We start from the raw sequence: 22,820 nt of genomic DNA, 5'->3' as shown, positions 1-22,820 counted from the left end.
CGCTCCTTGCGGGTGAAACAGTTGTCGCGTCGTCGTCGGGCGGGCCAAAGGCCCGCCCGGTGAAAACGCGGTTACCGGTTTTTGAGGAACCAGTCGAAGTATTCGATGGTCTTTTTGAGACCCTCGGCCAGCTTGACCTTGGGCTCCCAGCCCAGAACGCTCTTGGCCAGCGTGATGTCGGGCTTGCGCTGCTTGGGGTCGTCCGCGGGCAGGGGGCGGTAGTCGATCTTGGACTTGGAGCCCGTGTACTCGATCACCAGCTTGGCCAGCTCCAGAATGGTGAACTCTCCGGGGTTGCCCAGGTTCACCGGCCCGGTGAATTCGTCCGGGGTCTTCATGGAGCGCACGAAGCCTTCGATCAGGTCGTCCACGTAGCAGAAGGAACGGGTCTGCGCCCCTTCGCCGTAGACCGTGATGGGCTGGCCCTGCAAGGCCTGCACGATGAAATTCGACACCACCCGGCCGTCGTTGGGATGCATGCGCGGGCCGTAGGTGTTGAAAATGCGCACCACTTTGATCTTCAGATTGTGCTGGCGGCGGTAGTCGAAGAACAGGGTCTCCGCGCAGCGCTTGCCCTCGTCGTAGCAGGAGCGGAATCCGATGGGATTGACGTTGCCCCAGTAGGTTTCCGGCTGGGGATGCACCGACGGGTCGCCGTACACTTCCGACGTGGAGGCCTGCATGATCTTGGCCCGCACGCGTTTGGCCAGTCCCAGCATGTTGATGGCCCCGTGGACACTGGTCTTGGTGGTCTGCACGGGGTCGAACTGGTAATGTATGGGAGAGGCCGGGCAGGCCAGATTGTAGATTTCGTCCACCTCGATATAGAGGGGGAAGGTCACGTCGTGGCGCATCAGCTCGAAATTGGGGTTGTCGAGCAGGTGCTTTACGTTCTGCTTGGAGCCTGTGAAATAGTTGTCCAGGCAGACCACTTCGCAGCCCTCGCTAATCAGGCGTTCGCACAGATGCGAGCCCAGAAATCCGGCCCCGCCGGTTACGAGCACTCGTTTGTTGAGATGCATGACGGATGATCCTTATATGAGATGTATGGATTGGACACGCCCGGCAGGCTGTAAACCGGTTTTTTCCGTTTGTAAACGTCAGTTGTGCTTGCGGCCCATGCCGCCCAGGGCGCGCAGGCCCAGGTAGATGCCGGGCAGGGCCTGGCCCAGACCGAACAGACCGAGCACGGCCGTGGCCCGGCTGATGCGCGGCCCGTAGCCCAGCAGGTGGTGGCCGCTGCTTGCGGCGAACAACTCGGCCAGTCCCCCCAGGAGCATGGCCGCGCCCGCGAGCCCGCGCGTCCAGGGATTTTGCACCGCCCGGTCGAGCAGGTGGAAGGGGCGGGCGTTGTCCACTCCGCGCAGGCCCTTGTAAATGGCGATGAGGGCGTCGATGGCCGGGGCCAGGCCCAGGGCCAGGATTCCCGCGGCGCTGTTGATGGGCCAGACCGCGCCGGGCTGGGCGGCCAGGTCGACGAGGTCGGCCAGGCCCGAGGCCACGAGGATCAACCCCATGGTCAGGGCCGCCGCGTGGCAGTGGGTCAGGCGGTCGAGTCCCCGAACCAGGAATCCGTGCAGTTCGGCGGGCAGGGCCTGGCGCACGAAGTCCAGCCCCAGGAAAAACGCGGGCAGGGACCGGGCGATCAGGGCCGCGCCGAGCAGGGCCAGGGCGTGGGGAGCCATGGGCCCTCGGTTGGGCAGCTTGACCAGCATGATCTCGCGCATTTCCAGGAGCCCGGAGATGAGCAGGGCCAGGCCCACGCACAGTTCGGTCAGGGGGTGGTGAAGAACGCGTTGGAGCAGGTTCATGGTCGGGTCCGTGGCGGCTGTCCGGTTGGGGGAGGCGGTCGATCGAGGAAGACGAATTTCGCTTTGTTACCGTTTGGCGGCCGGTTCTGTCCAGTCCGGAGGAACGGGCGTTCGCGGGGAACCGGACGTGCCGGCGGCGCGAACGGGAGCCTTCGGCCGGGTCGAAATCAAACCCGAGTGTTTGCCGTGGGTTGCGTGTTCGATATCCGCAGCTTGACCGGAATTGGAAAAAAACGCACAAAGTAAGGAGAAAGAGGTCTCTTCCGCACGGATGGCGAGTTGATGGAGGGCGCATGAATATCAAATGGAAGATTCTGCTCGTGGCCGTCACGGGTCCGTTCCTTCTGGCCATTGTGACGTTCTTTCAGACGGTATCCGCTGTGGGCGAGGCCTCGGAACACGCCATTCTGCAAGAGGCGCGGGGCATCGTGTACATGGCCGAGGCCGGGCGCAACGAGATGTCGAAAAAGCTCGACCTCGGGGTGGTGCGCCCCCTGGATTCCATTCCGCCCGACCATCTGGTCGAGGCCGTTCCGGTCATCACGGCCATCAACATGGCCAGGCTGAACGCCAACAAGCTGGGCTTCACCTTCCGTGTGCCCAAGCAGTCGCCCCGCAATCCGACCAACGAACCCACGGCGGTCGAACGCAAGGCCCTGCTGGAAATGCAGGCCGGAAACCTTGACGAACTCGTGGTGCGCGAGCCGGACAAGGTCCGGTATTTCCGCGCCATTCGTCTTACCAAGGAGTGCCTGTTCTGCCACGGCGATCCCAAGGGCGGGCGCGACCCTCTGGGAGGGGTCAAGGAAGGCTGGAAAGTCGGCGAGCAACACGGGGCCTTCGAGATCATCACCTCCCTTGAGCGGGCCGACGCCCTGACCAGAAAGCGCGCCATCACCATCGGCTCCACCACGTTGGCGGTGCTGGTCGGCATCGTGCTTCTGGCTTGGTGGGTGACTGCGGCGGGAATTCTCAAGCCCCTGGGACGGATCCAACGATTTTCCAGGGCGGTGGCCGACGGCGATCTGGAGGCCGCGCCCGAGGGCCGGTTCACCGGGGAGCTTCTGGTCTTGCGCGACGCCATAGCCAGCATGGTGGACAAGCTCAAGGTCAAGATGGAAGAGGCCTGGCGCAAGACCCAGGAGGCCGACAAGGCCAGCGAGGAAGCCAACCGTTGCGCCCGCGACGCCGAGGACGCCCGGCTGCGTGCGGTCAAGGCCAAGGCCCAGGGGCTGCTTGAAGCGGCCCGGCGACTGGAGTCGGCCGTGGACAGAATCTCCGGCGCCTCGCAGGAGTTGTCGCACCGGGTGGAGCAATCCAGCCAGGGCGCTTCCGAGCAGGCCTTGCGCGTCACCAGCACGGCCTCGGCCATGGAGCAGATGAACGCCACGGTGCTCGAAGTGGCCAAGAACGCCTCCAGCGCGGCCCAGGCGGCCCAGAGCGCCTTGAACGACGCCACCGGCGGCTCGCGCGAGCTGGGCAGCGTGGTGCAGGGCATCGGCCAGGTGCAGGAGCAGACCACCAGGCTCAAGAGCGACATGGCCGGACTGGGACGCCAGGCCGAGGACATCGGCAAGATCATGAATGTGATAAACGATATAGCCGATCAAACGAACCTGTTGGCCCTGAACGCGGCCATCGAGGCGGCGCGGGCCGGCGAGGCCGGGCGCGGTTTCGCGGTGGTGGCCGACGAGGTGCGCAAGCTGGCCGAAAAGACCATGGGCGCGGTCACCGAAGTGGGCGACGCCATCAAGGCGGTGCAGGGGGGCACGCGGCGCAACATGGACAACGTGGACCGGGCCGTGGAAGGCATCGAAAAGGTCACGGGCATGGCGCGCAATTCCGGGGCGGCCATTGAAAAGATCGCGGACCACGTGGGCGACGTGGCCGGCCAGATTTCGGCCATCGCCACGGCCGCCGAGGAGCAGTCCGCGGCTTCGGAAGAGATAAACCGCACACTGGAGGATATCGACCGCATCTCCACGCAAACCTCCCAGGCCATGGGCGAGGCGTCCCAGGCCCTGGCCGACCTGGCCAGGCTGGGGCAGGAGCTTCAGGCCCTGGTGGCGGACCTCAAGCGCGCGGGGGAAAACGGCGGGGCGTAACGTCCGGGACGCGCTCCCGCGTCCGTGCGGTCACACCCAGAACAGCGCGCTCCACTCTCCCTGGTCGCGCCGCTCGGGTTCGGGCATGCCCAGGTTGGTGTAGGCCTTGGTCACGGCCGGGGCCTGGGCGGTCAGAAGCCCCGAGAGCACCAGGGCCGCTCCGGGCTTGAGTTTGCTTGCCAGGTGCGGCGCCATGTCGATGAGCGGCTGGGCCAGAATGTTGGCCACGATCACGTCAAACCGGGCGTTTTCTCCCAGGCATTCCAGTCCGCCCACGCCCAGGCGCAGCCGCGCCCTGGGGTCGCCCGAGGCCGGAAGACGGTTGAGGGCCAGGTTCTCCTCGGCGCAGAGCACGGCCTGGGGATCGATGTCGATGCCGAAGCCTCGGCATCCCATCTTGGCCAATCCGATGGCCAGGATTCCCGATCCCGTGCCCAGGTCGAGAAAGACGGTTTCTTCGTTCAGCCGGCCGGAGGCGCACAGCTTGGCCAGGCCCTCCAGGCACAGGGCCGTGGTGGCGTGGTGGCCGGTGCCGAAGGCCATCTTGGGCTCGATGATGATGGGCTCCAGCCCGGAGTCCTCCCGGCCTTCCAGCCAGGGGGGCAGAATTTCGAAGCGTCCGCCGATGTCGATGGGCGTGAAGAACTCCCGCCAGGCGGCGGACCAGTCCTGTTGCTCCATGGATTCCACCGCCAGTTCCACCTCGGGCCAGCGTTCGGCGCACAGGCGGTCCAGGGTGGCGGCCAGGGGGGCTTCGGGCTCCAGATAGAAGCGCAGGGTCACCTCGCGGGTCAGGGGAGCGGTGAACTCCTCCCATCCCTGCAGGGAGTTGGCGGACAGCCAGGCGGACAGGTCGTCCACCAGGGCTTCCTGGTCGAATCCCTCCCGGGGGGCGGGCACGAGCAATTCGATCTTGAGCAGTTTCGACATGCGCAACGTTCCTTCCGATCGCTTTGAAGTAATGATGGGACACAGGCGTTTTGGGCGATATCCGCGCCGGGGTCAAGCAGGGCCGGAATCAGGAACCGGCGTCGGCCGGGATAAGGACGCAAGCGGGAGCCGGAACAGTTTTTTCCGGCTCCCGCGCCGTGTTTTGTCGAGCGGTTGCCTTGGGACCGCGACAGTCCGAGAGCGCCGCCGCTTCGCGCGCCCCTCCGGGAGCCCGCCGGAAAGCAGAGAAAAGGCGGCGGCCGGCGGGAGGCTTCCCCGGGGGCGGGGCTACGCTTCGGACAGCACCTCGTCCAGGGCCTTGGCGAAACGTTCCAGGTCCTGGCTTTCCACCACCAGGGGCGGCAGCAGCCTGAGCACCGTGCCCTGGGTGAGGTTCAGGATGAAGCCCCGGGACAGCAGCGCCTCCCAGATTTTCTGGCCGTCCATGGCCAGCTCAATGCCAATCATGAGGCCCCGGCCCCGCACGCCTTTGATCTTGTCCGGATGCGCGGCGCGCAGGTTCGCGAACAGGGATTGGGCGAAATCGCCCATCCGGGCCGAACGTTCGGCCATCTTGTCGCGCACCAGGATTTCCACGGTCTTCAGGGCCGCGGCGCACAGCACCGGTCCGCCGCCGAAGGTTGTGGCGTGGCTGCCCGGCTCGAATCCGGCGGACACCTCGGGCGTGGCCAGGACCGCGCCCATGGGCAGCCCGTTGGCCAGGCCCTTGGAGACCGTGATGATGTCCGGATGCAGGCCGTCGTGCTGGTGGGCCCAGAACACGCCCGTACGGCACAGGCCGGTCTGGATTTCGTCCACCATGAAGAGCGCGCCCCGGTCGTGGCAGAGCTTTTCCACGCCACGCAGATACTCGGCGTCAAAGGGGTTCACCCCGCCCTCGCCCTGGATCACTTCGAGCAGCACGGCGGCGGTGCGCTCTCCGATGGCGGCGTCCATGGCCGCCAGGTCGCCGGCGGGCACGGTGACGAAACCCTCCGGCAGGGGGGCGAAGCCGTCCTTGACCTTGTCCTGTCCGGTGGCGGTGAGGGTGGCCAAGGTGCGGCCGTGAAACGAGCTGGTCAGGCTCACGATTTCATAGCGCTCCTGCTTTTTGACCTTGCGCATGTAGCGCCGGGCGAGCTTGATGGCCCCTTCGTTGGCTTCCGCGCCGGAGTTGCAGAAGAACACCCGTCCGGGACGCCAGGTGGCCAGCAGGGCCTCGGCCAGGTCGGCCTGCAGGGTGAGGTAAAAGAGGTTGCTCACGTGCACGAGCTTTTGGACCTGCTCGGCCACCGCCCGGGCCACTTCGGGGTTGGCGTGTCCCAGGTTGGCCACGGCGATGCCGGCCAGCAGGTCGAGATATTCGCGGCCGTCCAGGTCGTAGAGAAACTGGGCCTTGCCGTGGGAAAGGGCCAGCGGATACCGGCCGTAGCTGTTCATGATGGAGTCCGCGTACCTGGCCTTGAGGGCCGTAAAGGAATCGCTCACGTCGTTCTCGCTTGTTGGGGCTTGGAGTGTTTCGCGCGCGTCGGCGGGGCCGGCGGCGTGAGGTGTTTCGGATCGGCGAAGGCCCGAACGGGCCCGGAAATGGCGAGCTGGCCGGCCGGCTAGAGCTTGCCGGTGTGGCCGAAGCCGCCGCTGCCTCGGCGGGTGTCGCCCAGTTGGTCCACCGGAAAGACCCGGGCCTGCACGAAGGGTGCGAGCACCAGTTGGGCGATGCGTTCGCCGCGGGTCACGGTGCGCTCCCGTTCGGAGGTGTTGAGCAGCCAGACCACGATTTCCCCCCGGTAGTCCGGATCGATGACGCCCACGCCCTGGGCCACCGTGAGGCCGTCGCGCGCGCCCAGGCCCGAACGGGAGTAGACGAAGGCGGCCAGGCCGGGATGGTCGATCTCGATGGCCAGCCCGGTGGGCACGGCCAGGCGTTGTCCGGGACCCACGGTCACGGAGGGGACGTCCAGGGCCGCGCGCAGGTCGAGCCCGGCCGAGTCCGGCGTGGCCGGGGTCAGGGGCGTGTCGCGCCAAAGGGGATGGAGGTATTTGACCTTCAGGGCGGCGGTGGGGTGGACAAGGCTCACGGATGGCTCCAAAAAACGTTTTTCACGTAACGCGAATGATCCATAGCGAAATTACGCTTCGGGAAAAAGGGAAAATTCCCGTATCCGGGCCTTGCCGGGCGGGCTTTCTTGCCATTCGGGCCAAGGACTGGCATGCTCTCGAACCATAAGACCAGTCGAGGTGATTCCCCATGCAGCCGCTTCGCGTCTACAGTGTCGTTCCCAAGCTTCCCCCCAGGCTTAAGCCCCTGTGGGAAATGGCCTATAATTTTTGGTTTTCCTGGAATACCGATATCGCCGAACTCTTCGCCCAGGTGGACCAGAAACTCTGGCGCGAGTGCGACGCCAACCCCGTGGCCTTTCTCAACCGCCTGCCCCAGCGCACCCTGGAAAATTTGGCCGCGGACGAATTTTTTCTCGACCGGCTGCGCGAAATGCGCAAGAGCCTGGATACCTATCTGGCCCGCAAGACCACGGCCATCCCCTTTCCCGAAGGGGACACCAAGGCGCCGGTTATCGCCTATTTCAGCCTGGAATACGGCGTGTCCACGGCCTTGCCCATTTATTCTGGCGGGTTGGGCATCCTGGCCGGCGACCACCTGAAAAGCGCCAGCGACCTCTGTCTGCCCCTGGTGGGCATCGGCCTGGCCTATCAGCAGGGCTATTTCCGCCAGTACCTGACCCCGGACGGCTGGCAGCAGGAGCGCTATCCCAACTACGATTTCGAGCAGATGCCCATGACCCTGGCCGTCGACGACGAAGGCAAGCGTCTGCTGGTCACCGTGGATCTCAAGGGTGACACCGTCTACGCCCAGGTGTGGAAAGTGGCCGTGGGGCGCATCACCCTCTACCTTCTCGACACCAACGTGGCCGAGAACCCGCCCCAGTACAAGGCCATGACCTCGCGTCTCTACGGCGGCAATCTGGAAATGCGCCTGTGGCAGGAAATTCTTTTGGGCATCGGCGGCATCAAGGCCCTGGACGTCCTGGGGCTGCACCCCAAGGTCATTCACATGAACGAGGGCCACTCGGCCTTCGCCGGCCTGGAACGCATCCGCCGCTTCATGGAATCCTCCGGCATAACCTTCGAGGCCGCCACGGAACTCGTGGCCTCCAGTTCGGTCTTCACCACCCACACCCCGGTGCCGGCCGGCAACGACCGCTTTCCGCCGGACCTCATGGCCCCCTATTTCGAAGACTACGCCCGAAAACTGGGGCTGGCCTACAAGGTTTTTCTGGCCCTTGGCCGGGAAGATCCGAGAAACGACGCCGAACCCTTTTGCATGACCGTTCTGGCCCTGCGCCTGTCGCGCTTCAACAACGGCGTGTCCCAGCTGCACGGCAAGGTGTCGCGGGCCATGTGGAAGCGGGTCTGGCCCCAGTACCCCGAAGAGGACGTGCCCATCGGGGCCATCACCAACGGGGTACACGCCCCGAGTTGGGTCGCGCCGGACATGGCTCTGCTCTTCGACCGCTACATGGGAGCCAACTGGCGTGAAGATCCGGACTGCACCCGGGTGTTCGAACAGGCCGAGGCCATTTCCGACGCCGAACTGTGGCGCACCCACGAGCGGCTGCGCGAACGCCTGGTGGATTTCGTGCGCCGCCGGCTGCGCGACCAGCTCATGGCCCGGGGGGCCAAGCGCAAGGAACTGGAAACCGCCGACGAAGTGCTCGACCCCCAGACCCTGACCATCGGTTTCGCCCGGCGCTTCGCCACCTACAAGCGGGCCACCCTGGTGCTCCAGGAGCAGGAGCGGTTCATGAAGCTCCTGTCCGACACCTCGCGTCCGCTGCAGTTCATTTTCGCGGGCAAGGCCCACCCCCAGGACAACGAGGGCAAAAAGTTCATCCAGCAGATCGTGCAGTTGTGCAATACGCCCGAATGCCGCTATTCCATGGTCTTTCTCGAAGACTACGACATGGAAATTTCGTCCACCATGTACCAGGGCTGCGACGTGTGGCTCAACACCCCGCGCCGTCCCCTTGAAGCCTGCGGCACGTCGGGCATGAAGGCCATGTGCAACGGCGTGCTCAACTGCTCCACCCTGGACGGCTGGTGGGCCGAGGCCTGGAGCCCGGACAACGCCTACGGCTGGGCCATCGGCCAGGGCGAGGAGTACGAGGATCTGTCCTACCAGGACTTCGTGGAATCCCAGACGCTCTACAACCTGTTGGAAAACGAGATCATTCCCACGTTCTACGACCGGGGACACGGCAACCTGCCCAGGTCCTGGATCCGAAAGATGAAGAACGCCCTGCGGGTGCTGGGTCCGGTCTTCACCTCCCACCGCATGGTGGAAGACTACGCCAAGAACGCCTATGTGCCGGCCATCGACAACTACAACCGCCTGGTGCGCGCCGATTACGCCGCCGCCAAGGACTTGGCCCAGTGGCGCATGGAGATGATGACCAAGTGGGGCAACCTGCAGGTGCGCAACATCCAGGCCGCCGATCCCGGCCAGGTCTATGTGGGCGAACCCATCCCGGTGTCGGCCGAAGTCTGGCTCAACGGCATCCGCACCCAGGACGTTCGGGTGGAAATCTATTGCGGTCCCGTGGATTACGACGGCAAGTTCGCCCAGCGCGAGACCACCATCATGAGCCCGGAAGCCAAGCTGGAAGACGGCTGGCAGGTGTTCACGGGAGAGGTCATGCCCGTGGAGGCCGGTCGCTTCGGCTTTACCGTGCGCATTTTGCCCCACCACCCCCTGCTGCTCGACTCCCACTCGCTGGGACTGATCAAGTGGGCGGATTAGCGAAAACGCAAGACGAAAAAGAAAAAACAACGGACGCCGGGCGCAAAATTTTCGCCCGGCGTTTGTTGTTTCGAACTCGGGCCCGTCCGGCCCAGGCCGGCCCGCCGAGTCTGGACACGGCGTCCGCCAGCGGGGATTGGTCCCACAGGGGGGGCGCCGTTGTTCCGGGCGTCGACGCGTCGGCGCGATGGTGTCGCAACCGCCCTGTTGATAGGACACGGCCAGGCGAACCCTGTCGCCTCGTCCGAACATGGAGATCGACATGCCCTATATCGCCCTTGCGGATCAGAACTATTATCTGCGCCAAGGAGACCTGGACGGCGCATGCGGTCCCTACGCCACCATCATGGCCCTCCTGGCCCTGGGGGCCATCGACCGGGAGGAGCTGGACGCGAGCGTCTACGGAACGTTGGACGGTCGAGAGCGCCTGGGAAAACTCTTCAACTTTTTCAACCGCTACAGTCGGGGATTCTTCAACGGCGGAACCAAACTCAAAAACCTGCGCGAGGCCATCTCGCGGACATACGGCAAGCTCGTGGAGGTGAACCTGCACGAGAACGAACGTCTCGACGAAAAGCTCGAATGCATCGAACGGGCGATAGACAACGGCCAGGCCTTGGTGTTGCCCCTGTCCTGGTCCGTGGACTCCGGACATTTCGTTGCCTGCATCGGCATGGAAAGAAAACGCGAGACGGACGACGAGATCGTGAACCTGTTTCTTCTCGACCCGGGGTACGGTCCCGGCCTGTCCCGGCACCCTTGCCGGGGACGGTACAACGCCACGCTGAAGATCGAACGCCGGGAAGTCAGGCGCGTCTGTCGGCACCAGGGCCTGACGGGCGAGGAGAAATCCTGCCGTCTCGGTCACGCTCTCATCAGCCTGGCCCTGCGCTGACCGTCAAGGCGGCCGAGTCCCGGCCCGGCCGCCCGTCACGCGCGCCGCGCCCCGGCCGGGGCGCGGTGTTGTCGATAAAGAGACTTATTGTTCCAGTGTGTTACCTAAGAAAGGAACAAGCGCGTCTTTCGGGGCGCCACAGGAAAACCCGATGGCCTTGGCCGTCCCCCGTGGCCGCGCCAGGGCTTCGGCTTCGAGCATTGCCGCCAGGGCCGAAGCGTCCTCGGACGTGCCGAGCAGGAGGGCCTTGCGGGCGACCAGGGCGAAGTCCCCGGGGGTGAGCTCGACCGCGCCGGACAAAAGCCGCGCCGGCGACTCCAGGCCGAAGAATCGCCGAAAGGCCAGGCGGATTTGTTCCGGCGGCAGGGAGTCGAAGCGCACCTTGAAGGTGAACCGCCGCAAACAGGCCCGGTCCAGGCGTTCCATCAGGTTGGTGGTGCAGACGAAGGGCAGGGGATGACTTTCCATCCAGGTGAGCATCTCGTTCACCTGGCTGACCTCCCACACGCGACTCGCCCCCGCCCTTTCGGAAAGCAGGGAGTCGGCTTCGTCGAACACCATGAGGGCCCCTTCCTCGCGGGCCTGGGCAAAGGCCCGGGCTATGGCTCGTTCCGTCTCTCCCACATAGGGCGCGAGCAGGTCGGAGCCGCGTTTGCTCAGGACCGGAAGGCCGAGGCGTTCGGCCAGGAATCGGGCGTAGGCGCTCTTGCCCGTTCCCGAAGGACCGGCGAGGCAGAGCGAAAAACGTCGGGAGCCGTTTCGCGCCAGCAGCTCGGCCAGGCTGGCCAGGTCGTGGTCGGCCCGGGCCAGTCCCGGGTCGAACGTGGTTTCGCCCGCGGTCGTGTCCAGGACCTCCCGCCCGGTGAGCACCTTGCTCACCCCCCGGACCAGCATGCGGATCTCCGGCCAGCCGCCGTCGGCCAACCGGGCCGCCCGGGCCGCGGCGGCGGCCACGGCGGGCGGGGCCTCGAATTCCCGGCTGAGCAGGCGAATCTCCTCGGACCCGAGGCTCAGCCGTTGGCTCTTGAGCACCCTGACCCACACCCGTTCGCGCACCCGCGGCGTCGGCGTTTTGACCTCGATGACCATTGCCATGCGCCGCAAAATGGCCTGGTCGAAACTTTCGATGTGGTTGCAGGTCCACAGCACCGGCCTGGGGTTGGTTTCCAGGGCGCGGTGGGCGAACACCCGCGAAAAACGTTCCTGGCCGAATTGGCCGAAGAGGTCCTCCATCTCGTCGACGAGCACCAGGGCCTCCGGCTGGCCGCTGAGGAGCATCTGGTGCATTTTCAGGCTTCGCAGGCGTTCGCCGCGGGTGGGCTGGTCGCCGTCCTCGTCGCATTCGCCAACGGGGTACAGGGCGAAGCCGAGCCGTTCGGCCACGACCTTGCAGAATTCGGTCTTTCCCGTGCCCGGGGGGCCGTAGACCAGCACGTTGAGCCCGGTCTCGTCGCTTTTGGCGGCTCCGCGCAGGAGTCTGGCCAGGAAGTCGCGCTGTTTGGCCAGATGATCGAAGTCCTCCCAGAGAAGCTCGGCCCGGGGGACGGGGCCCAGCAGAGCCTGACGCATGGCCGCCACGTTCTTGCGCGGGGGGGACAAGGCCCGCAGCAGGCCGTCGGAGACATTGAAAAGATCGGCGTAGCGCTTCAGGCTGATTCCCATCTCCATGAGCCCGGTCGAGCCCAGGCGGGAGCCCTTGTCCAGGCGCTTGAACACCGCGTCCTGTCTGGCCCGGAGAAGCTTGGCCACCAGGGCCGGGCCGCGAAGTTCCGCGCCGGCGGTCATGTCGATCAGGCTTTCGGCCTCCTTCTGGCTGGCGTAGGCCACGGCAAGGCCCAGGATCGCGCGTTCCAGGGCGTCCAGGCCGAAAAGTTCCCCCACGCGTTGCAGATGCGTCTCTATAAGCCCTGGCCTGGCGGACTTGAGCGCGGCCCTGCGGTCTTCGACCAGATCCCGGGCCTTGGTCCACAGGCTTCGGGGCGCCAGGGTCTCCTTGATTTCGAAGTTCATCCGAAGGTCCGCGGGCGTGCGCAGAATATCCTTGTTCTCCTCGACCCAGGAGAGCATCTCGGGGGCCAGGGGATGACGCCAGGTCATGCCTTTCATGATGTTTGCCGCCATGCCGATGATCCTGCGACGCTCAAAGGCTTCCGTCATGGTGTTTCTCCAGGAGTTGTTCGTTTCGTAGGAACCGCGCGGGCGTTTCGTTCGCGCCGGCGGACGCTTGTGGAATCGAACGGTGGCTGTTTGCCGTGTCGGTGTCCTGATGCTAGAAGACCACCCTGACAAAAGCGGTCAGAGGGGAAAGACCGTTTTGGGGGACTCATGCGCTTGCAGCAAATTGCCAAGATTCTTCAGGGGCTGGATTTTCTCAACCGACCACAGGGGGCCACGCTCAAGGAGCTTGCCCAGGGCCTTGGCGTGAGCGAACGTCAGGTCTACCGCATCCTGGACATCATGCAGGGGATGGGCTTCCCAATCTACGACGAGCAGCCTCCCCTGCAGCGGGCCAAACGCTGGCGCATCGAGGAAGGCTACGCCAAACGTCTGCCCAACCTCAGCCTGCCCAGACCCGATCTCACCATGCGGGAAATGATCGCGCTCTACCTGGCCGGGAGCGACCCGGGACCGCTTAGGGGCAGCGCCATCGAGGACGCCCTGGCCTCGGCCTTCGCCAAGTTCGAGGCCTTTCTGCCTCCGGGCGTTTTGTCCCGGCTCGAAAGGTTCCGGTCGCTCTTCTTGTTCAGCGACGGGTTCGAGAAAAGTCTGGAAGGCAAGGAGGCGCTGGTCGAATCCCTCACCAGGGCCATGCTGGCCCAGCGCACCTGTCTGGTGACCTATGCCGCGTTTTCCACGGGCGCGTGCAAGACCTACCGCATCGATCCCCTGCATTTTTTCGAAAAAAAGGGCGGCCTCTATATTTTCGTGCGGACCACGGCCTACGGGGACATCCGGGTGCTGGCCGTGGAGCGGATTCAGGCCCTGGAGGACACGCCCGACACGTTCCAGTACCCGGAAGGTTTCGACCCCGAGGTCAAGCTCGGGCAGGCCTTCAACCTGACCTTTGACGACCCGGTGAGCGCGCGGGTGCGCATCGCGCCGGACCAGGCCAAATACGTTCTGGAGCGACGCTTTTTCCAGAAACAGGAAATGCATCGCCTGACGGACGGGGGGGTCGAGATCGTCCTGACCACCTCGGGCCGGCATGACCTGAAAAGCTGGGTGCTGTCGCTGGGAACGGGCGCGGAACTCCTGGAGCCGGAGGATCTGCGCGAGGAGATCCGGCGCGAGCTTCACGAGCTGGCCAGGCGCTACGACAAGGGATGAACCAAGCGCTCCCGCCTGCCGGGACAAGGCCGGTTGAGAAAGGGCGTTCCTTTCGGGACGCGAATGGTGCGTCGCGCGCCCGGCGATGCAATATCTCAATTGTTTGCTATGCGGGTTGACGGTATGGTCTTGTTTCACCTCGCTTTATATTCGGAAAGCGAGGGTGTTCCGTCGCTGATTGGTATTGAGCATTGCGGGAGGGCGAGGCATGGAAGTCCTCTGGGGGTTGCTTGGCCCAGAATGTGGAATGTCCATTCGACGGGTCCGAACGCTCGGGCTCGGCGCGGCAGTGCGGTATTTCAACAATCGGGCCGTTCCCGGTGTGGGCGGCGTCTGGTTCGGCCGACAAGTGCTTCTGGCCCTGGTGGGTATTTATGTGGCCCAATCCGTTCGGTCGCGCGGCAAGCCGGTCAGAAACATCGAAACCGCCAACGCCGTGGAGGCGCTGGCCTGTATGTTCGCCCTGGAGAGCAACGGCCACCAGTCCGACCAGCGTCTCCGAGGTGTGGAGAAACTCAGGAACAAATCGAACCGGTCTTTTTCTCTGCTGCGCCGGCCGGGTTTCTACGTTTCCCAGCCCATGCGCATGGCCGCTGTGCAGGCTCTTGCGACGCTTGGCCTGGTCCGGTCTGATTCCGGCATGTTCAATGCCTATGAATGCGCCCAAGCCGGCTGGGATTTCCTGAAAGATGCGGGATTGACAGGGCCATGCTACTATTCCAAGAGCGCGCTGGATGTCCTGTGCGACTGGGCCGTTGATGGCGGCAGAGCCCCGAACGCCCAGAACAAGTTGAGCGGGCTTTTATCGCCTCTGGAACCGCTTCCCGCGCAGGCGCGCGGCGACCTGGCGGACCTGCTCACGCGTGGAGGCGGGGATGACGCCAAACGCAGGAAGGATGTCCTTGTCTGGGCGGGAGAGCTGGCCGTCGCGGCAACGCAACCCGTGACCTGGAGCCAAAAGCCTGACTGCCTGTCGGACGAGCATTGGCGCGACCTGCATACTGGAGCGTCCTTTTTTTTGGCCCGGGACGCGGCGCTTGATTTTTTGGACAGTGTGGAGGTCTTCCTGGGCGAGGTCGCCCCGGGCAAATGTTTGAGCCTGGGCGGGGAGTTTCCGGACGCACTGGAAGCGTCCGCCGACAGGCTGAGGAAGCTTGCCCAAGACTTCCTGGATTTGGCGGGGGACGGTTCCCCGCAGGACATGGCCTCGGTCTTCTGCCGGGAATGCGCTGCAAGCGATCCGGTCACGACCTTGCGCGCCCTGGTGGAGCGCGACGGGCGTTGCCTGCGAAGACGAGGGGAGGATATCTTTCCGGGTCCGGCCTTCCTGGGAGGACAGGCCGCGCAGGGCGCGCCAGCGGAGAAGTCGGAAGCGGATGAAGAAGGCGCCGGCCAGACTCAACGGATCGACACATTACCGCCCGGCATTTCATTTCGCATACACAACATGTTCCTTTTCAGACTCGATCTGACCGGTGAACTCGGTACATGGCTCAAACCGACCCAGAAGGAGGAGGGGGAGCATGTCCAATAACCGGCGGAGCGCTCCTTTGTCCCTGATCGATCATTTCGAGGCGCCTCAAGGGTATGTAGGCCATTTCGGATGGTTGTGCGGATTTTCGGCGGACGCCACTTTCCTGGACCTGGCCGCGGAGCGGTTTACCGGTTTTACGGCCCCGCGTCGCGCGTATGGGGGAAAAATATCCCTGGCTCTGCTTTTGGACCCAGGCCACCGGCAAATCGCCCCGGTCGAAGTTCCAGGGGTCATCCACCTTGGCTCTTTAATCGACAAGCCCAAACCTTTCGCTCTGTTGCATGCCAAGGTTGGCCTGCTGGGATACCGGCACGCGGAAAAGTCGGACCAGTGGATGCTCCGGCTGCTTGTTTCCACCGGCAATTGGACCGTGCATACCTTGGAGCGCACCCTGGATCTGGTCTGGAGGGCGGATTTGGAAAGCACGGACGCCGCTTCGCCCGAAGTGGAGAGGGTTCGCTCCGATATCCTTGCCGCCTGGGACATGTTCAAGTGGTTGTTTGCGTATTTCGACACCCGAATCCTGAACGCGCAGGCCCTTGCCGGACGTGTTTGCGAGACAGAGCGCGCGGCCGCGCTGTTTGGGACCTGGGTGCGGAAGGTGGCTGAGGACAGGACCGGTCAGGCGGTTCAATCGCGCTACCTGGACAACAGGAAACGGTCCCTGCTGGATCAACTTCCTTCCCGTATCCGACAAGAAGGCGGTGCGGTGTCGCGTGGCGGTCTGGCCATGGGGTCAGGCTTTTTCCAGGCGCACGCCGACCACAGCGCCCCGCCTTCCGTGCTGCAAGCGATCGTGAGCCTGCTGCGGAAGGAGGGGTTGTTGACCAGGTCCGCCAAAGTGGATGTCTTTGCCAATCCCGAGGCCTGTCAGGGCGTGGCCGACGCGGCCCAGGCCATGTTGCGCGCGGGATGGACGCTGCGCCGTCCGGGTGTGCATGCCTGTTTTGGCAATGCGCAGCGATTGTTGCACGCCAAGTTCCTTTTCAGCGCCAACCAACGGTCCAACACGTGTCGCAGCGCCTGGTTGTATCTCGGCTCGGGCAACCTGACCAAGGCGGGCTTCGCTTCGGCCGTCCACCCGCAACAGGGCAACCTGGAGGCCGGCGTGCTGATCGCTCCCAAGGGGCTCCTTTGGCGGGAGGATTCCTCCGATCCGGACGGTACGCCCGTGGAGGACCTTCTTCCCGTGCAGTGGGACGAGGAGAGCGCCCTGGTGCAATCGGATCTCACCGCTGGAGCGGACATGTCTCCCCACGATGGCGAATTTGTTGCTCCGCCGATCTCCTGGCTGCGCTGGTTTCGCGAAAAAGGGCGGGGAATGCTCGAAGATTCAGGCGACGCGCGCGGGCCATACGAGGTGCTCACACCCTCGGGCGCCGTGTGTGAGGCGGCAAAGAAAGATCGCCGCGTGTTCTGGCCCGAGGAGCATCCTCCCCGACAGGTCAAAGTTCGCTGGTTGGCCGGAGGCCGTTCCCTGGAGTCCGAAGTGCCGGTGCTGGACGATTACGGAAGGGTGGCCGCCACGGAACTGCCCCGCCTGGATTTGGACCAAGCCTGGTGGAGTCTCTACGAGTTCCCCGCGCCGCCCCAGGATGATGGTCCGGGAGACGATATTTCAGACGAAGGGGGGTGTTTCCGGGAAGGCCGGGACGACAGGTCCTCCTTGCCGGAGTCTGCCTATCCGATTCGCAGGATGATGCAGTTTATCGAGGCCGTAGCCGACAAACAAACCAGGCTGTCGGAAGTCGACTGGCCGTCGTGGTGTTCACGTCTGGAGCAGGTGCTCTGTCTGGCGTCGGGCAGTCAGGAGTTGCAGTATTTCCTCCTGCTGGGTTTGAATCCTCTGCACCCGTTGCGTCATTGCGCCTTTCGACCTCCGTTCGCCGAGAATTCGGACGGGACGCCCGGCAGCCTCTATGACGCGGCCCTGACGCGCGTGGAGAACGCCTGGGGCATGGCCGGTCTCCCAGGCCTGGGAGACCTTTCGTGAAAGGGCAATTCCAGGGATGGGATGAAGTCGGTAAGCGTTTGCGCCACCGCGTCAAGCAGGAAGCTTCGCGAGCCGACCCCTGGCTGAACCAGGGACAGCGCGACTCCCTGGAGGCCATCGCCGAACGCATCAACCATCACGGGCTCATCCTTGCCGACGAAGTCGGCATGGGGAAAACCCGCATTGTCGCGGCCGTGGTCAAAGCCGTGATGGACGCCGGGGGGCGAGCGGTCATGTTCATTCCCCCCGGACTGGGCTACCAATGGAACAGGGAACTCCGGGACAGCAAGGTTTTCGCGCCTCCGGTGCTGCGCAGCTTGTGGGATTACCTCAAGGCTTGGGAACCGGGGGCGGAACCCTCTCCTTGGTTTCAGTGCAATGCGGTGCTGGTTTCCCACCTGTTTTCCAACTGGCGTTTTCACGCGGCGGGAAAGAGTTGGCGCTGGGCGCTGCTTCCCACGCTGTATGCCTATTGGCGAAAACGCCAGGGTCTTCCGTTTCCGAGGTGGGGGAAGGACGAGGCGCTCAAGGACACCTGGGTACTGGCGGCCGCGAAAAGTATCTGCGAGGCGATCCCCGGGGATACGGACCATGCGGCTTATCGTCGCATGGAGGAAATACGCGAACGTTGTAAAGGGACGAATCTCCTGGATGGAGAACTCTATGGTGCGGGGCAGTCGTTGCGTGAGCCGTTTGAACGCGTCGTTGGCCTTGGCCTGGGCACTTTCGACTTGATCGTGGTGGACGAGGCGCACAAGAGCCGGAGCGTGGACAGCGCTTTGACGCGCCTCATCGATACCGTGGTCCTGCACTCGGCCCAAGCTCGCAGGTTGGCCATGACCGCGACTCCCGTGGAGTTGGATGTCAACCAGTGGCGGCAATCCCTGCAACGTATCGGCATGGAAGATGTCCAGTTGGAGCGCATCGGTCCCGTTCTTCAGGAGTTCGCCGAGGCGACGCGAGAGGTGCGTCAACGCTGGCGCGGCAATGTGTCTTGCAGGGAGTGCTTTAAGAAGGCGGCCGTGGCCTACCAGGAGGCGCTCTCGCCCTTTCTGATCCGGCGCGACAAGCGCGAGGACGAAACCGTTCAACTGTTTGAAAGAAGTTCGCAAGAACCGTATTACGCCTACCGCCAATGCATCGAGATTGACATCGATGTCCTCAATCTCACCAGACCCTGGAAGCAGGCCGTATGCGCGGCGGAATCCCTTTCCGTGGCCGAATCGAACTCTTGGGATTCGAAAACCAAGAGACTCCGGCTCACTTTCGCCAATGGACATGGACTGGCCAAAATTCTGGACGAGGCCAAATGCGACGACACGCTGGACGCGGAACAGACCCGGCAGGACACAGGGGACAACGCTGCAACCAACAACGAGGAGCCCGCCGGACAGGGCCAGGACAAACGCAGGGAACGCGTCGATTGGTGGAAGGGACGGGTGCAGGGTGTTTTCACTTCGGCGAAAGGCGTGCTGTTTGAACATCCGGCCATTCGGGCCACTGTCGAAGAAATTGAACGCCTTGTGCAATGTGGTGAAAAAGTTCTTGTCTTTGGGCGTTATACCGTGCCCATGCGTGCTCTCGTACAGCTCCTCAACGCGCGTGAAATGCTTCGCAGCCTTCAGGCCGGGCGGAGTTGGCCGCAAGCGAAAATCCACGACGCCGAGTCAGACGAAGACAGCATGACCGCGGCCGTTCTCGCGGCGATCTCCCAAATGCAGGTGCGTAAGAGCGTGTCCTCTCTCAACGCGACGCTCGGTACACAATATAACCGTCTGGAAAGGATGCGGGAAACCTTTCGGAAAAACTTCATCGAGCGTGTGGAGGCGGGGTTGGCCGGGCCCATCGGGGCGCTGTCTTCGCGTGCGGTAACGTTGTTCGCGGCGTTCAAAGACGCCACCCGGAACCAGGAAGCGGCAACTGGTCTGAAAGCCCCTCTTCAACTCGTCAGTCGTGCCGTCATGAACCTCATTGGGCCGGACGAAGCGCTGGAGGCCTCGACTGAGGAACTGGCTCGGGCGTTTATCGATCTCATGGACGCGGTTACCGACAAGAACGAGGGAGACGTCAACGGCGATGGCCTCCTGGATGAGGAGGAGACGCACGCCCTGTGGCCCCTTGTGGAGCAGCGTCTGGAAGAGGAGTTCGGCGTGAATCGGGGAGGTTTCGCCCGTCTCATGTACGGAAACACCTCCCATCCCTCGCGGCGGATCATCCAGGCCGGCTTCAACCGGCCGGGGAGCTTCCCACGGGTGCTGGTGGCCCAATCCCTGGTCGGACGAGAAGGGCTCAACCTGCATCAGGCCTGTCGCGTCGTCATTTTGTTGCACCCGGAATGGAATCCCGGGGTCGTGGAACAGCAGATCGGACGCGTGGACAGGGTGGGAAGCCATTGGGGCGCCATGCTGAAACAGGCGGTGGCTGAAAACGCATCCGGGGAGTCTTTGCCGCGCATCCTGGTGAAACCCGTGATTTTTCGCGGAACGTACGACGAATACAACTGGCAAGTGCTCATGGAAAGATGGGCCGACCTGCGGGCGCAACTTCACGGTGTTGTCGTGCCGTTCGATCAGGCTCAGGGAGTTTCGTGCGACCTTGCCATAATTGAGGAACTTTCTCGCGCGGCCCCCACCTTCTCCCCCGGGCGGGCGAAACCTGGCGGAGCAGGAACCCCATAGAAGCTTCCACGTCACGCCTGTGTCGCTTCGATCCGTCGCGTCCGCTTCCCGGTGTGTCGCTTCATTCCCCGTCCCCCCTTCCCGAAGGGGGAACGGCGTGGCCTTGGTTTGGAGCGTGTACCTTTCGATGGCGCGACGGCCTATAAACCTCGTATCCCTGCTCTTTGACTATGGCCGGTATCTTGATCACGGCCTGGCGATCATAGTCCTTGATGTCTTTGGGCAGCTCGTTCCAGGGAACCAGATAGGGACTGGTCTTCTTCAGGTGGTCGCGGTCGCCTGGCCGCCAGCCGTCCTGCAGGCGCTCCAGGTTCCAACGGGCGTGCTCCAACTCGGCCAGTTCCTCGACCACGCCGGCTCCGCTCATGTCGAACGCCACGATCTCGCGGTCCGAAACCTTGCGCAGTCCCAGGCCGACCCGGCGCAGCTTGGCCTCGATGTGGTCCACCTGCTTGAGGTTCGACTCGCGCATGCTCGGGGCCAGGTCGTCCCAGTCGGCCAGGGCCGGTTCGATGGAAGAGAGCTTCTTGCCGCGCTCCTTTCGGTATTCCGCATGGGCGTTTCTGGCCAGGCGCTCCCGGTCCTCGTCGGTCAGGACCTGGCTGGGGGCGGGCGGACGGACAAAGAGGCGCAGGGTTTCCAGGTCGGCGGGCAGGGGCAGGAGGTTTGGCCGCGAAGACCAGAACGGGTCGCTTAGCAGCCTGAGTCCCTGGCCTGGGCCGCCTCGCATCAGGCCGATCCGGGCGCCCAGGGCGGCCGCGATGACACATTCGCAGACGCTCATCGGGCCGGCGTTGTCGAAGGCGAAAACGGTCACGTCTTCCGGGGCCAGGCCCGAGGCCAGAATGTCCGCCCAGACCCGAAGCGGCCCCAGAGGCGTGAACTCGTGTCCCGGAAACAAGCGTTTGCCCGGTTCATAGGCCGGGTGCTCGGTGATAGGTGTTGCACCGAGCTTTCGCGGCAGGAATTCGGGCAGGCGGCAGACCAATCGAACCGCGTCCCGACCGCCCAGCAGGTCGCCAACCAGGCCGCTGACGCCCGTCGTGATCCCCGCGCAGATGACCGTGCCCGAGGCGTCGGCCAGGGCGTGTTCGACAAGGGCGCGGCAGTCCTCCAGGCCGGACGCGGCCACGGGGTCGCATCCGCCGGCCACGATGCACACCGGTCCGTCCAGGGGCGGGTCAAAGGGCTCGCCGTGGGCCTTCAGGCAGTCCCTGGCCGCCTCGGCCGGGTCTTTGCTGGCCTCCAAGGCCTGGCGCCGCGCCTGGTTCGCCTTGGCCAGAATCAGAAATTCCCTGGCCCAGTCCAGACCGGGCAGGTCCCGACCGGCCACGCTCTCCATACGGCGCAGGGTCTCGATCAATTCGTCCACGCGGCGCAGGGAACCGTCGCGTATTACGGCCTGGGCAAAGGCCTCCAGGGCTTCGCGGCCGCGCCCGCGCAGCAGTTCGAGCATGCCGATGTCGTGGCAGGTCCAGGGCATGCCGGTGTCCATGTCCGCGCGTCCCCGGGAGATCTCCAGGGCCTTGTCCAGGGCGGGGTGGAGCAGGGGCAGAAAGTCGGCGGTCCGCTCCAGGATGATCTTGCGTTCCAGGTAGCCGCGCAAAATGGCCGGCTCCGTGGGGTGAGCGGCGAAGGCCTTGGCGTACCAGTCCACGGATTCCTGCAGGTCGTTCCAGCCGTAGGACCGGCCGACCAGCACCAGCCCCACGGGGTCGCCGCCCTGAGGGTCGTCGGCCAGGAGCCTTTTCAGGTCTTCCCGTCCGTGTGTGACCTTGGCCTCGTCGCCCGACGCGATGCGTATTTCGGCCAACACGCGTTCAAGGCGGGGGTCCTGGCTTGGCCCCAAGGGCTTCAGGGCCTCTTCGGCCCGGTCCAGGTTGTCGGCGCGTATCCAGAGCCGGGCCATCTTGCAGGCCGTGGCGACCGTGTCGCCCCCGTGGTCGAGCAGCATGGCCAGGCGGTCGACCTGCTTGCGCACGGTCTCTTCGTCCAGAACGTCGCCCTGCATGGTCTTGTGCTCGGCGATGTCTTCCAGAAGGCGAGTGAAACAGGTGTCCGCGTCTTCGATGAGGGCGGCGATGCGGGCGGCGTCGCGCGACCATTTCTTTTTCAACGTCTTGAAATCGCTCTTGTAGAGGTTGTCGTGCACCACACTGGCCCAGGCGTGCTGCATGAGCGTGCGCACCTGTATTTCGGCCTTGAGGCCGCCAAGCTGGTGCTCGGTGTCCGGGTTTTCCTGGCCTGGGAGGGGGAGAATCGCGTCGCTGTCCGCATTTTTGCGCAGGCACACCACGAAATGCACCGAGCGGTAGCCGAATTCCGAGTCCTTGAGCTGGTCGGCCTTGTCCAGGGAGTTTCGTTCGTCGATCTCGAACAGGTCGCGGATGCGCGCGCAAAAGCGTCGCACCTGGTCCGTGGTCTCGGTGACGACCCGCACCCCGCACAGGTCGGTCATCTGGGCGAAGGGATCGCCGTACTTCTTGCGTTCGATCTTTTCGGCGAAGCTCTCCAGGGTTTTCACCCGGCCCTGAACCAGGGAGTGGATGTCCAGTTCCTTGCCGGTCTGCCGAAGCGCGGCTTCGAGAACCTTGGCCAGGGCGGCGTAGCGTTCTCGCATGCCGGCGAAGGCGGTCACGTGGGACGTAAGATCGGGTGTGTCGTGCTGGTCGCTCATGGTCGCTCGCGGGGTTGGGGGGTGGGGGGGTGCGCCTCAGAACACGCGCACGCC

The 22,820-nt window shown here is 64.3% G+C and carries 14 protein-coding genes; 7 read left to right on the top strand and 7 right to left on the bottom strand.

Annotated features, from left to right (window positions below; genetic code table 11):
- Nucleotides 1-71: 71 nt before the first annotated feature.
- Both ACYQ01_RS07845 and ACYQ01_RS07840 read right to left on the bottom strand, forming a co-directional pair.
- Entirely contained in the window at nt 72-1,022 is a 951-nt protein-coding gene (locus tag ACYQ01_RS07845) for a UDP-glucuronic acid decarboxylase family protein (RefSeq protein WP_459933277.1), read from the bottom strand.
- A 78-nt stretch (nt 1,023-1,100) separates the two neighbouring features.
- Nucleotides 1,101-1,811: a hypothetical protein gene (locus ACYQ01_RS07840; RefSeq protein ID WP_459933276.1), complete on the bottom strand. Its 711-nt coding sequence runs from the start codon at nt 1,809-1,811 to the stop codon at nt 1,101-1,103.
- Nucleotides 1,812-2,104: 293 nt separating this feature from the next.
- Between ACYQ01_RS07840 and ACYQ01_RS07835 the strand changes: the two genes are divergently transcribed.
- Nucleotides 2,105-3,916, top strand: a complete 1,812-nt coding sequence (locus tag ACYQ01_RS07835; RefSeq protein ID WP_459933275.1) for a methyl-accepting chemotaxis protein — start codon at nt 2,105-2,107, stop codon at nt 3,914-3,916.
- A gap of 30 nt (nt 3,917-3,946) precedes the next feature.
- On the opposite strand, the gene ACYQ01_RS07830 is transcribed toward ACYQ01_RS07835, so the two are convergent.
- The 3 genes from ACYQ01_RS07830 to dut form a co-directional block, all read right to left on the bottom strand.
- Entirely contained in the window at nt 3,947-4,846 is a 900-nt protein-coding gene (locus ACYQ01_RS07830; RefSeq protein WP_459933274.1) for a 50S ribosomal protein L11 methyltransferase, read from the bottom strand.
- 288 nt (nt 4,847-5,134) lie between these two features.
- A complete protein-coding gene (locus tag ACYQ01_RS07825; protein ID WP_459933273.1) occupies nt 5,135-6,334 on the bottom strand; it encodes an aspartate aminotransferase family protein in 1,200 nt (399 codons plus the stop codon).
- A 119-nt stretch (nt 6,335-6,453) separates the two neighbouring features.
- Complete coding sequence (gene dut / locus ACYQ01_RS07820; RefSeq protein ID WP_459933272.1) at nt 6,454-6,924, bottom strand: dUTP diphosphatase; 471 nt, start codon at nt 6,922-6,924, stop codon at nt 6,454-6,456.
- Nucleotides 6,925-7,094: 170 nt separating this feature from the next.
- Between dut and glgP the strand changes: the two genes are divergently transcribed.
- Complete coding sequence (gene glgP, locus ACYQ01_RS07815; RefSeq protein ID WP_459933271.1) at nt 7,095-9,662, top strand: alpha-glucan family phosphorylase; 2,568 nt, start codon at nt 7,095-7,097, stop codon at nt 9,660-9,662.
- A gap of 262 nt (nt 9,663-9,924) precedes the next feature.
- Nucleotides 9,925-10,557, top strand: a complete 633-nt coding sequence (locus ACYQ01_RS07810) for a cysteine peptidase family C39 domain-containing protein (RefSeq protein WP_459933270.1) — start codon at nt 9,925-9,927, stop codon at nt 10,555-10,557.
- 84 nt (nt 10,558-10,641) lie between these two features.
- Here the strand turns inward: ACYQ01_RS07810 and ACYQ01_RS07805 are convergent, their stop codons facing one another.
- Nucleotides 10,642-12,714 (bottom strand): AAA family ATPase, encoded by a 2,073-nt coding sequence (locus ACYQ01_RS07805; RefSeq protein ID WP_459933269.1) that lies wholly within the window; start codon nt 12,712-12,714, stop codon nt 10,642-10,644.
- 168 nt (nt 12,715-12,882) lie between these two features.
- On the opposite strand from ACYQ01_RS07805, the gene ACYQ01_RS07800 reads away from it, so the two are divergent.
- The 4 genes from ACYQ01_RS07800 to ACYQ01_RS07785 all read left to right on the top strand — a co-directional run bounded on the left by ACYQ01_RS07800 (nt 12,883) and on the right by ACYQ01_RS07785 (nt 20,089).
- Nucleotides 12,883-13,884, top strand: coding sequence for a helix-turn-helix transcriptional regulator (locus tag ACYQ01_RS07800; RefSeq protein ID WP_459933268.1), 1,002 nt, complete (start codon nt 12,883-12,885; stop codon nt 13,882-13,884).
- A 436-nt stretch (nt 13,885-14,320) separates the two neighbouring features.
- Nucleotides 14,321-15,418: a hypothetical protein gene (locus ACYQ01_RS07795; RefSeq protein ID WP_459933267.1), complete on the top strand. Its 1,098-nt coding sequence runs from the start codon at nt 14,321-14,323 to the stop codon at nt 15,416-15,418.
- Entirely contained in the window at nt 15,408-17,411 is a 2,004-nt protein-coding gene (locus ACYQ01_RS07790) for a phospholipase D-like domain-containing protein (RefSeq protein WP_459933266.1), read from the top strand. The genes ACYQ01_RS07795 and ACYQ01_RS07790 overlap by 11 nt, the downstream gene beginning before the upstream one ends.
- 233 nt (nt 17,412-17,644) lie before the next feature.
- The gene (locus tag ACYQ01_RS07785; protein WP_459933265.1) at nt 17,645-20,089 is read left to right on the top strand and encodes a C-terminal helicase domain-containing protein; all 2,445 of its coding nucleotides are present in this window, start codon (nt 17,645-17,647) and stop codon (nt 20,087-20,089) included.
- Nucleotides 20,090-20,150: 61 nt separating this feature from the next.
- On the opposite strand, the gene ACYQ01_RS07780 is transcribed toward ACYQ01_RS07785, so the two are convergent.
- Nucleotides 20,151-22,766 (bottom strand): RyR domain-containing protein, encoded by a 2,616-nt coding sequence (locus ACYQ01_RS07780; RefSeq protein WP_459933264.1) that lies wholly within the window; start codon nt 22,764-22,766, stop codon nt 20,151-20,153.
- Nucleotides 22,767-22,820 lie beyond the last annotated feature (54 nt).

The organism is Fundidesulfovibrio butyratiphilus (assembly GCF_054657235.1).
Note: the sequence above shows the minus strand (reverse complement) of the source record. Positions and strands in the feature narration are given on the sequence as shown.

What these genes read in the sequence shown, in the direction of transcription:
- ACYQ01_RS07845 (WP_459933277.1), bottom strand. Translation starts at nt 1,022, where the DNA reads ATGCATCTCAACAAACGAGTGCTCGTAACCGGCGGGGCCGGATTTCTG.
- ACYQ01_RS07785 (WP_459933265.1), top strand. Translation starts at nt 17,645, where the DNA reads ATGTTCATTCCCCCCGGACTGGGCTACCAATGGAACAGGGAACTCCGG.
- ACYQ01_RS07800 (WP_459933268.1), top strand. Translation starts at nt 12,883, where the DNA reads ATGCGCTTGCAGCAAATTGCCAAGATTCTTCAGGGGCTGGATTTTCTC.
- ACYQ01_RS07780 (WP_459933264.1), bottom strand. Translation starts at nt 22,766, where the DNA reads ATGAGCGACCAGCACGACACACCCGATCTTACGTCCCACGTGACCGCC.
- glgP (WP_459933271.1), top strand. Translation starts at nt 7,095, where the DNA reads ATGCAGCCGCTTCGCGTCTACAGTGTCGTTCCCAAGCTTCCCCCCAGG.
- ACYQ01_RS07840 (WP_459933276.1), bottom strand. Translation starts at nt 1,811, where the DNA reads ATGAACCTGCTCCAACGCGTTCTTCACCACCCCCTGACCGAACTGTGC.
- ACYQ01_RS07830 (WP_459933274.1), bottom strand. Translation starts at nt 4,846, where the DNA reads ATGTCGAAACTGCTCAAGATCGAATTGCTCGTGCCCGCCCCCCGGGAG.
- ACYQ01_RS07810 (WP_459933270.1), top strand. Translation starts at nt 9,925, where the DNA reads ATGCCCTATATCGCCCTTGCGGATCAGAACTATTATCTGCGCCAAGGA.
- ACYQ01_RS07835 (WP_459933275.1), top strand. Translation starts at nt 2,105, where the DNA reads ATGAATATCAAATGGAAGATTCTGCTCGTGGCCGTCACGGGTCCGTTC.
- ACYQ01_RS07790 (WP_459933266.1), top strand. Translation starts at nt 15,408, where the DNA reads ATGTCCAATAACCGGCGGAGCGCTCCTTTGTCCCTGATCGATCATTTC.
- ACYQ01_RS07805 (WP_459933269.1), bottom strand. Translation starts at nt 12,714, where the DNA reads ATGACGGAAGCCTTTGAGCGTCGCAGGATCATCGGCATGGCGGCAAAC.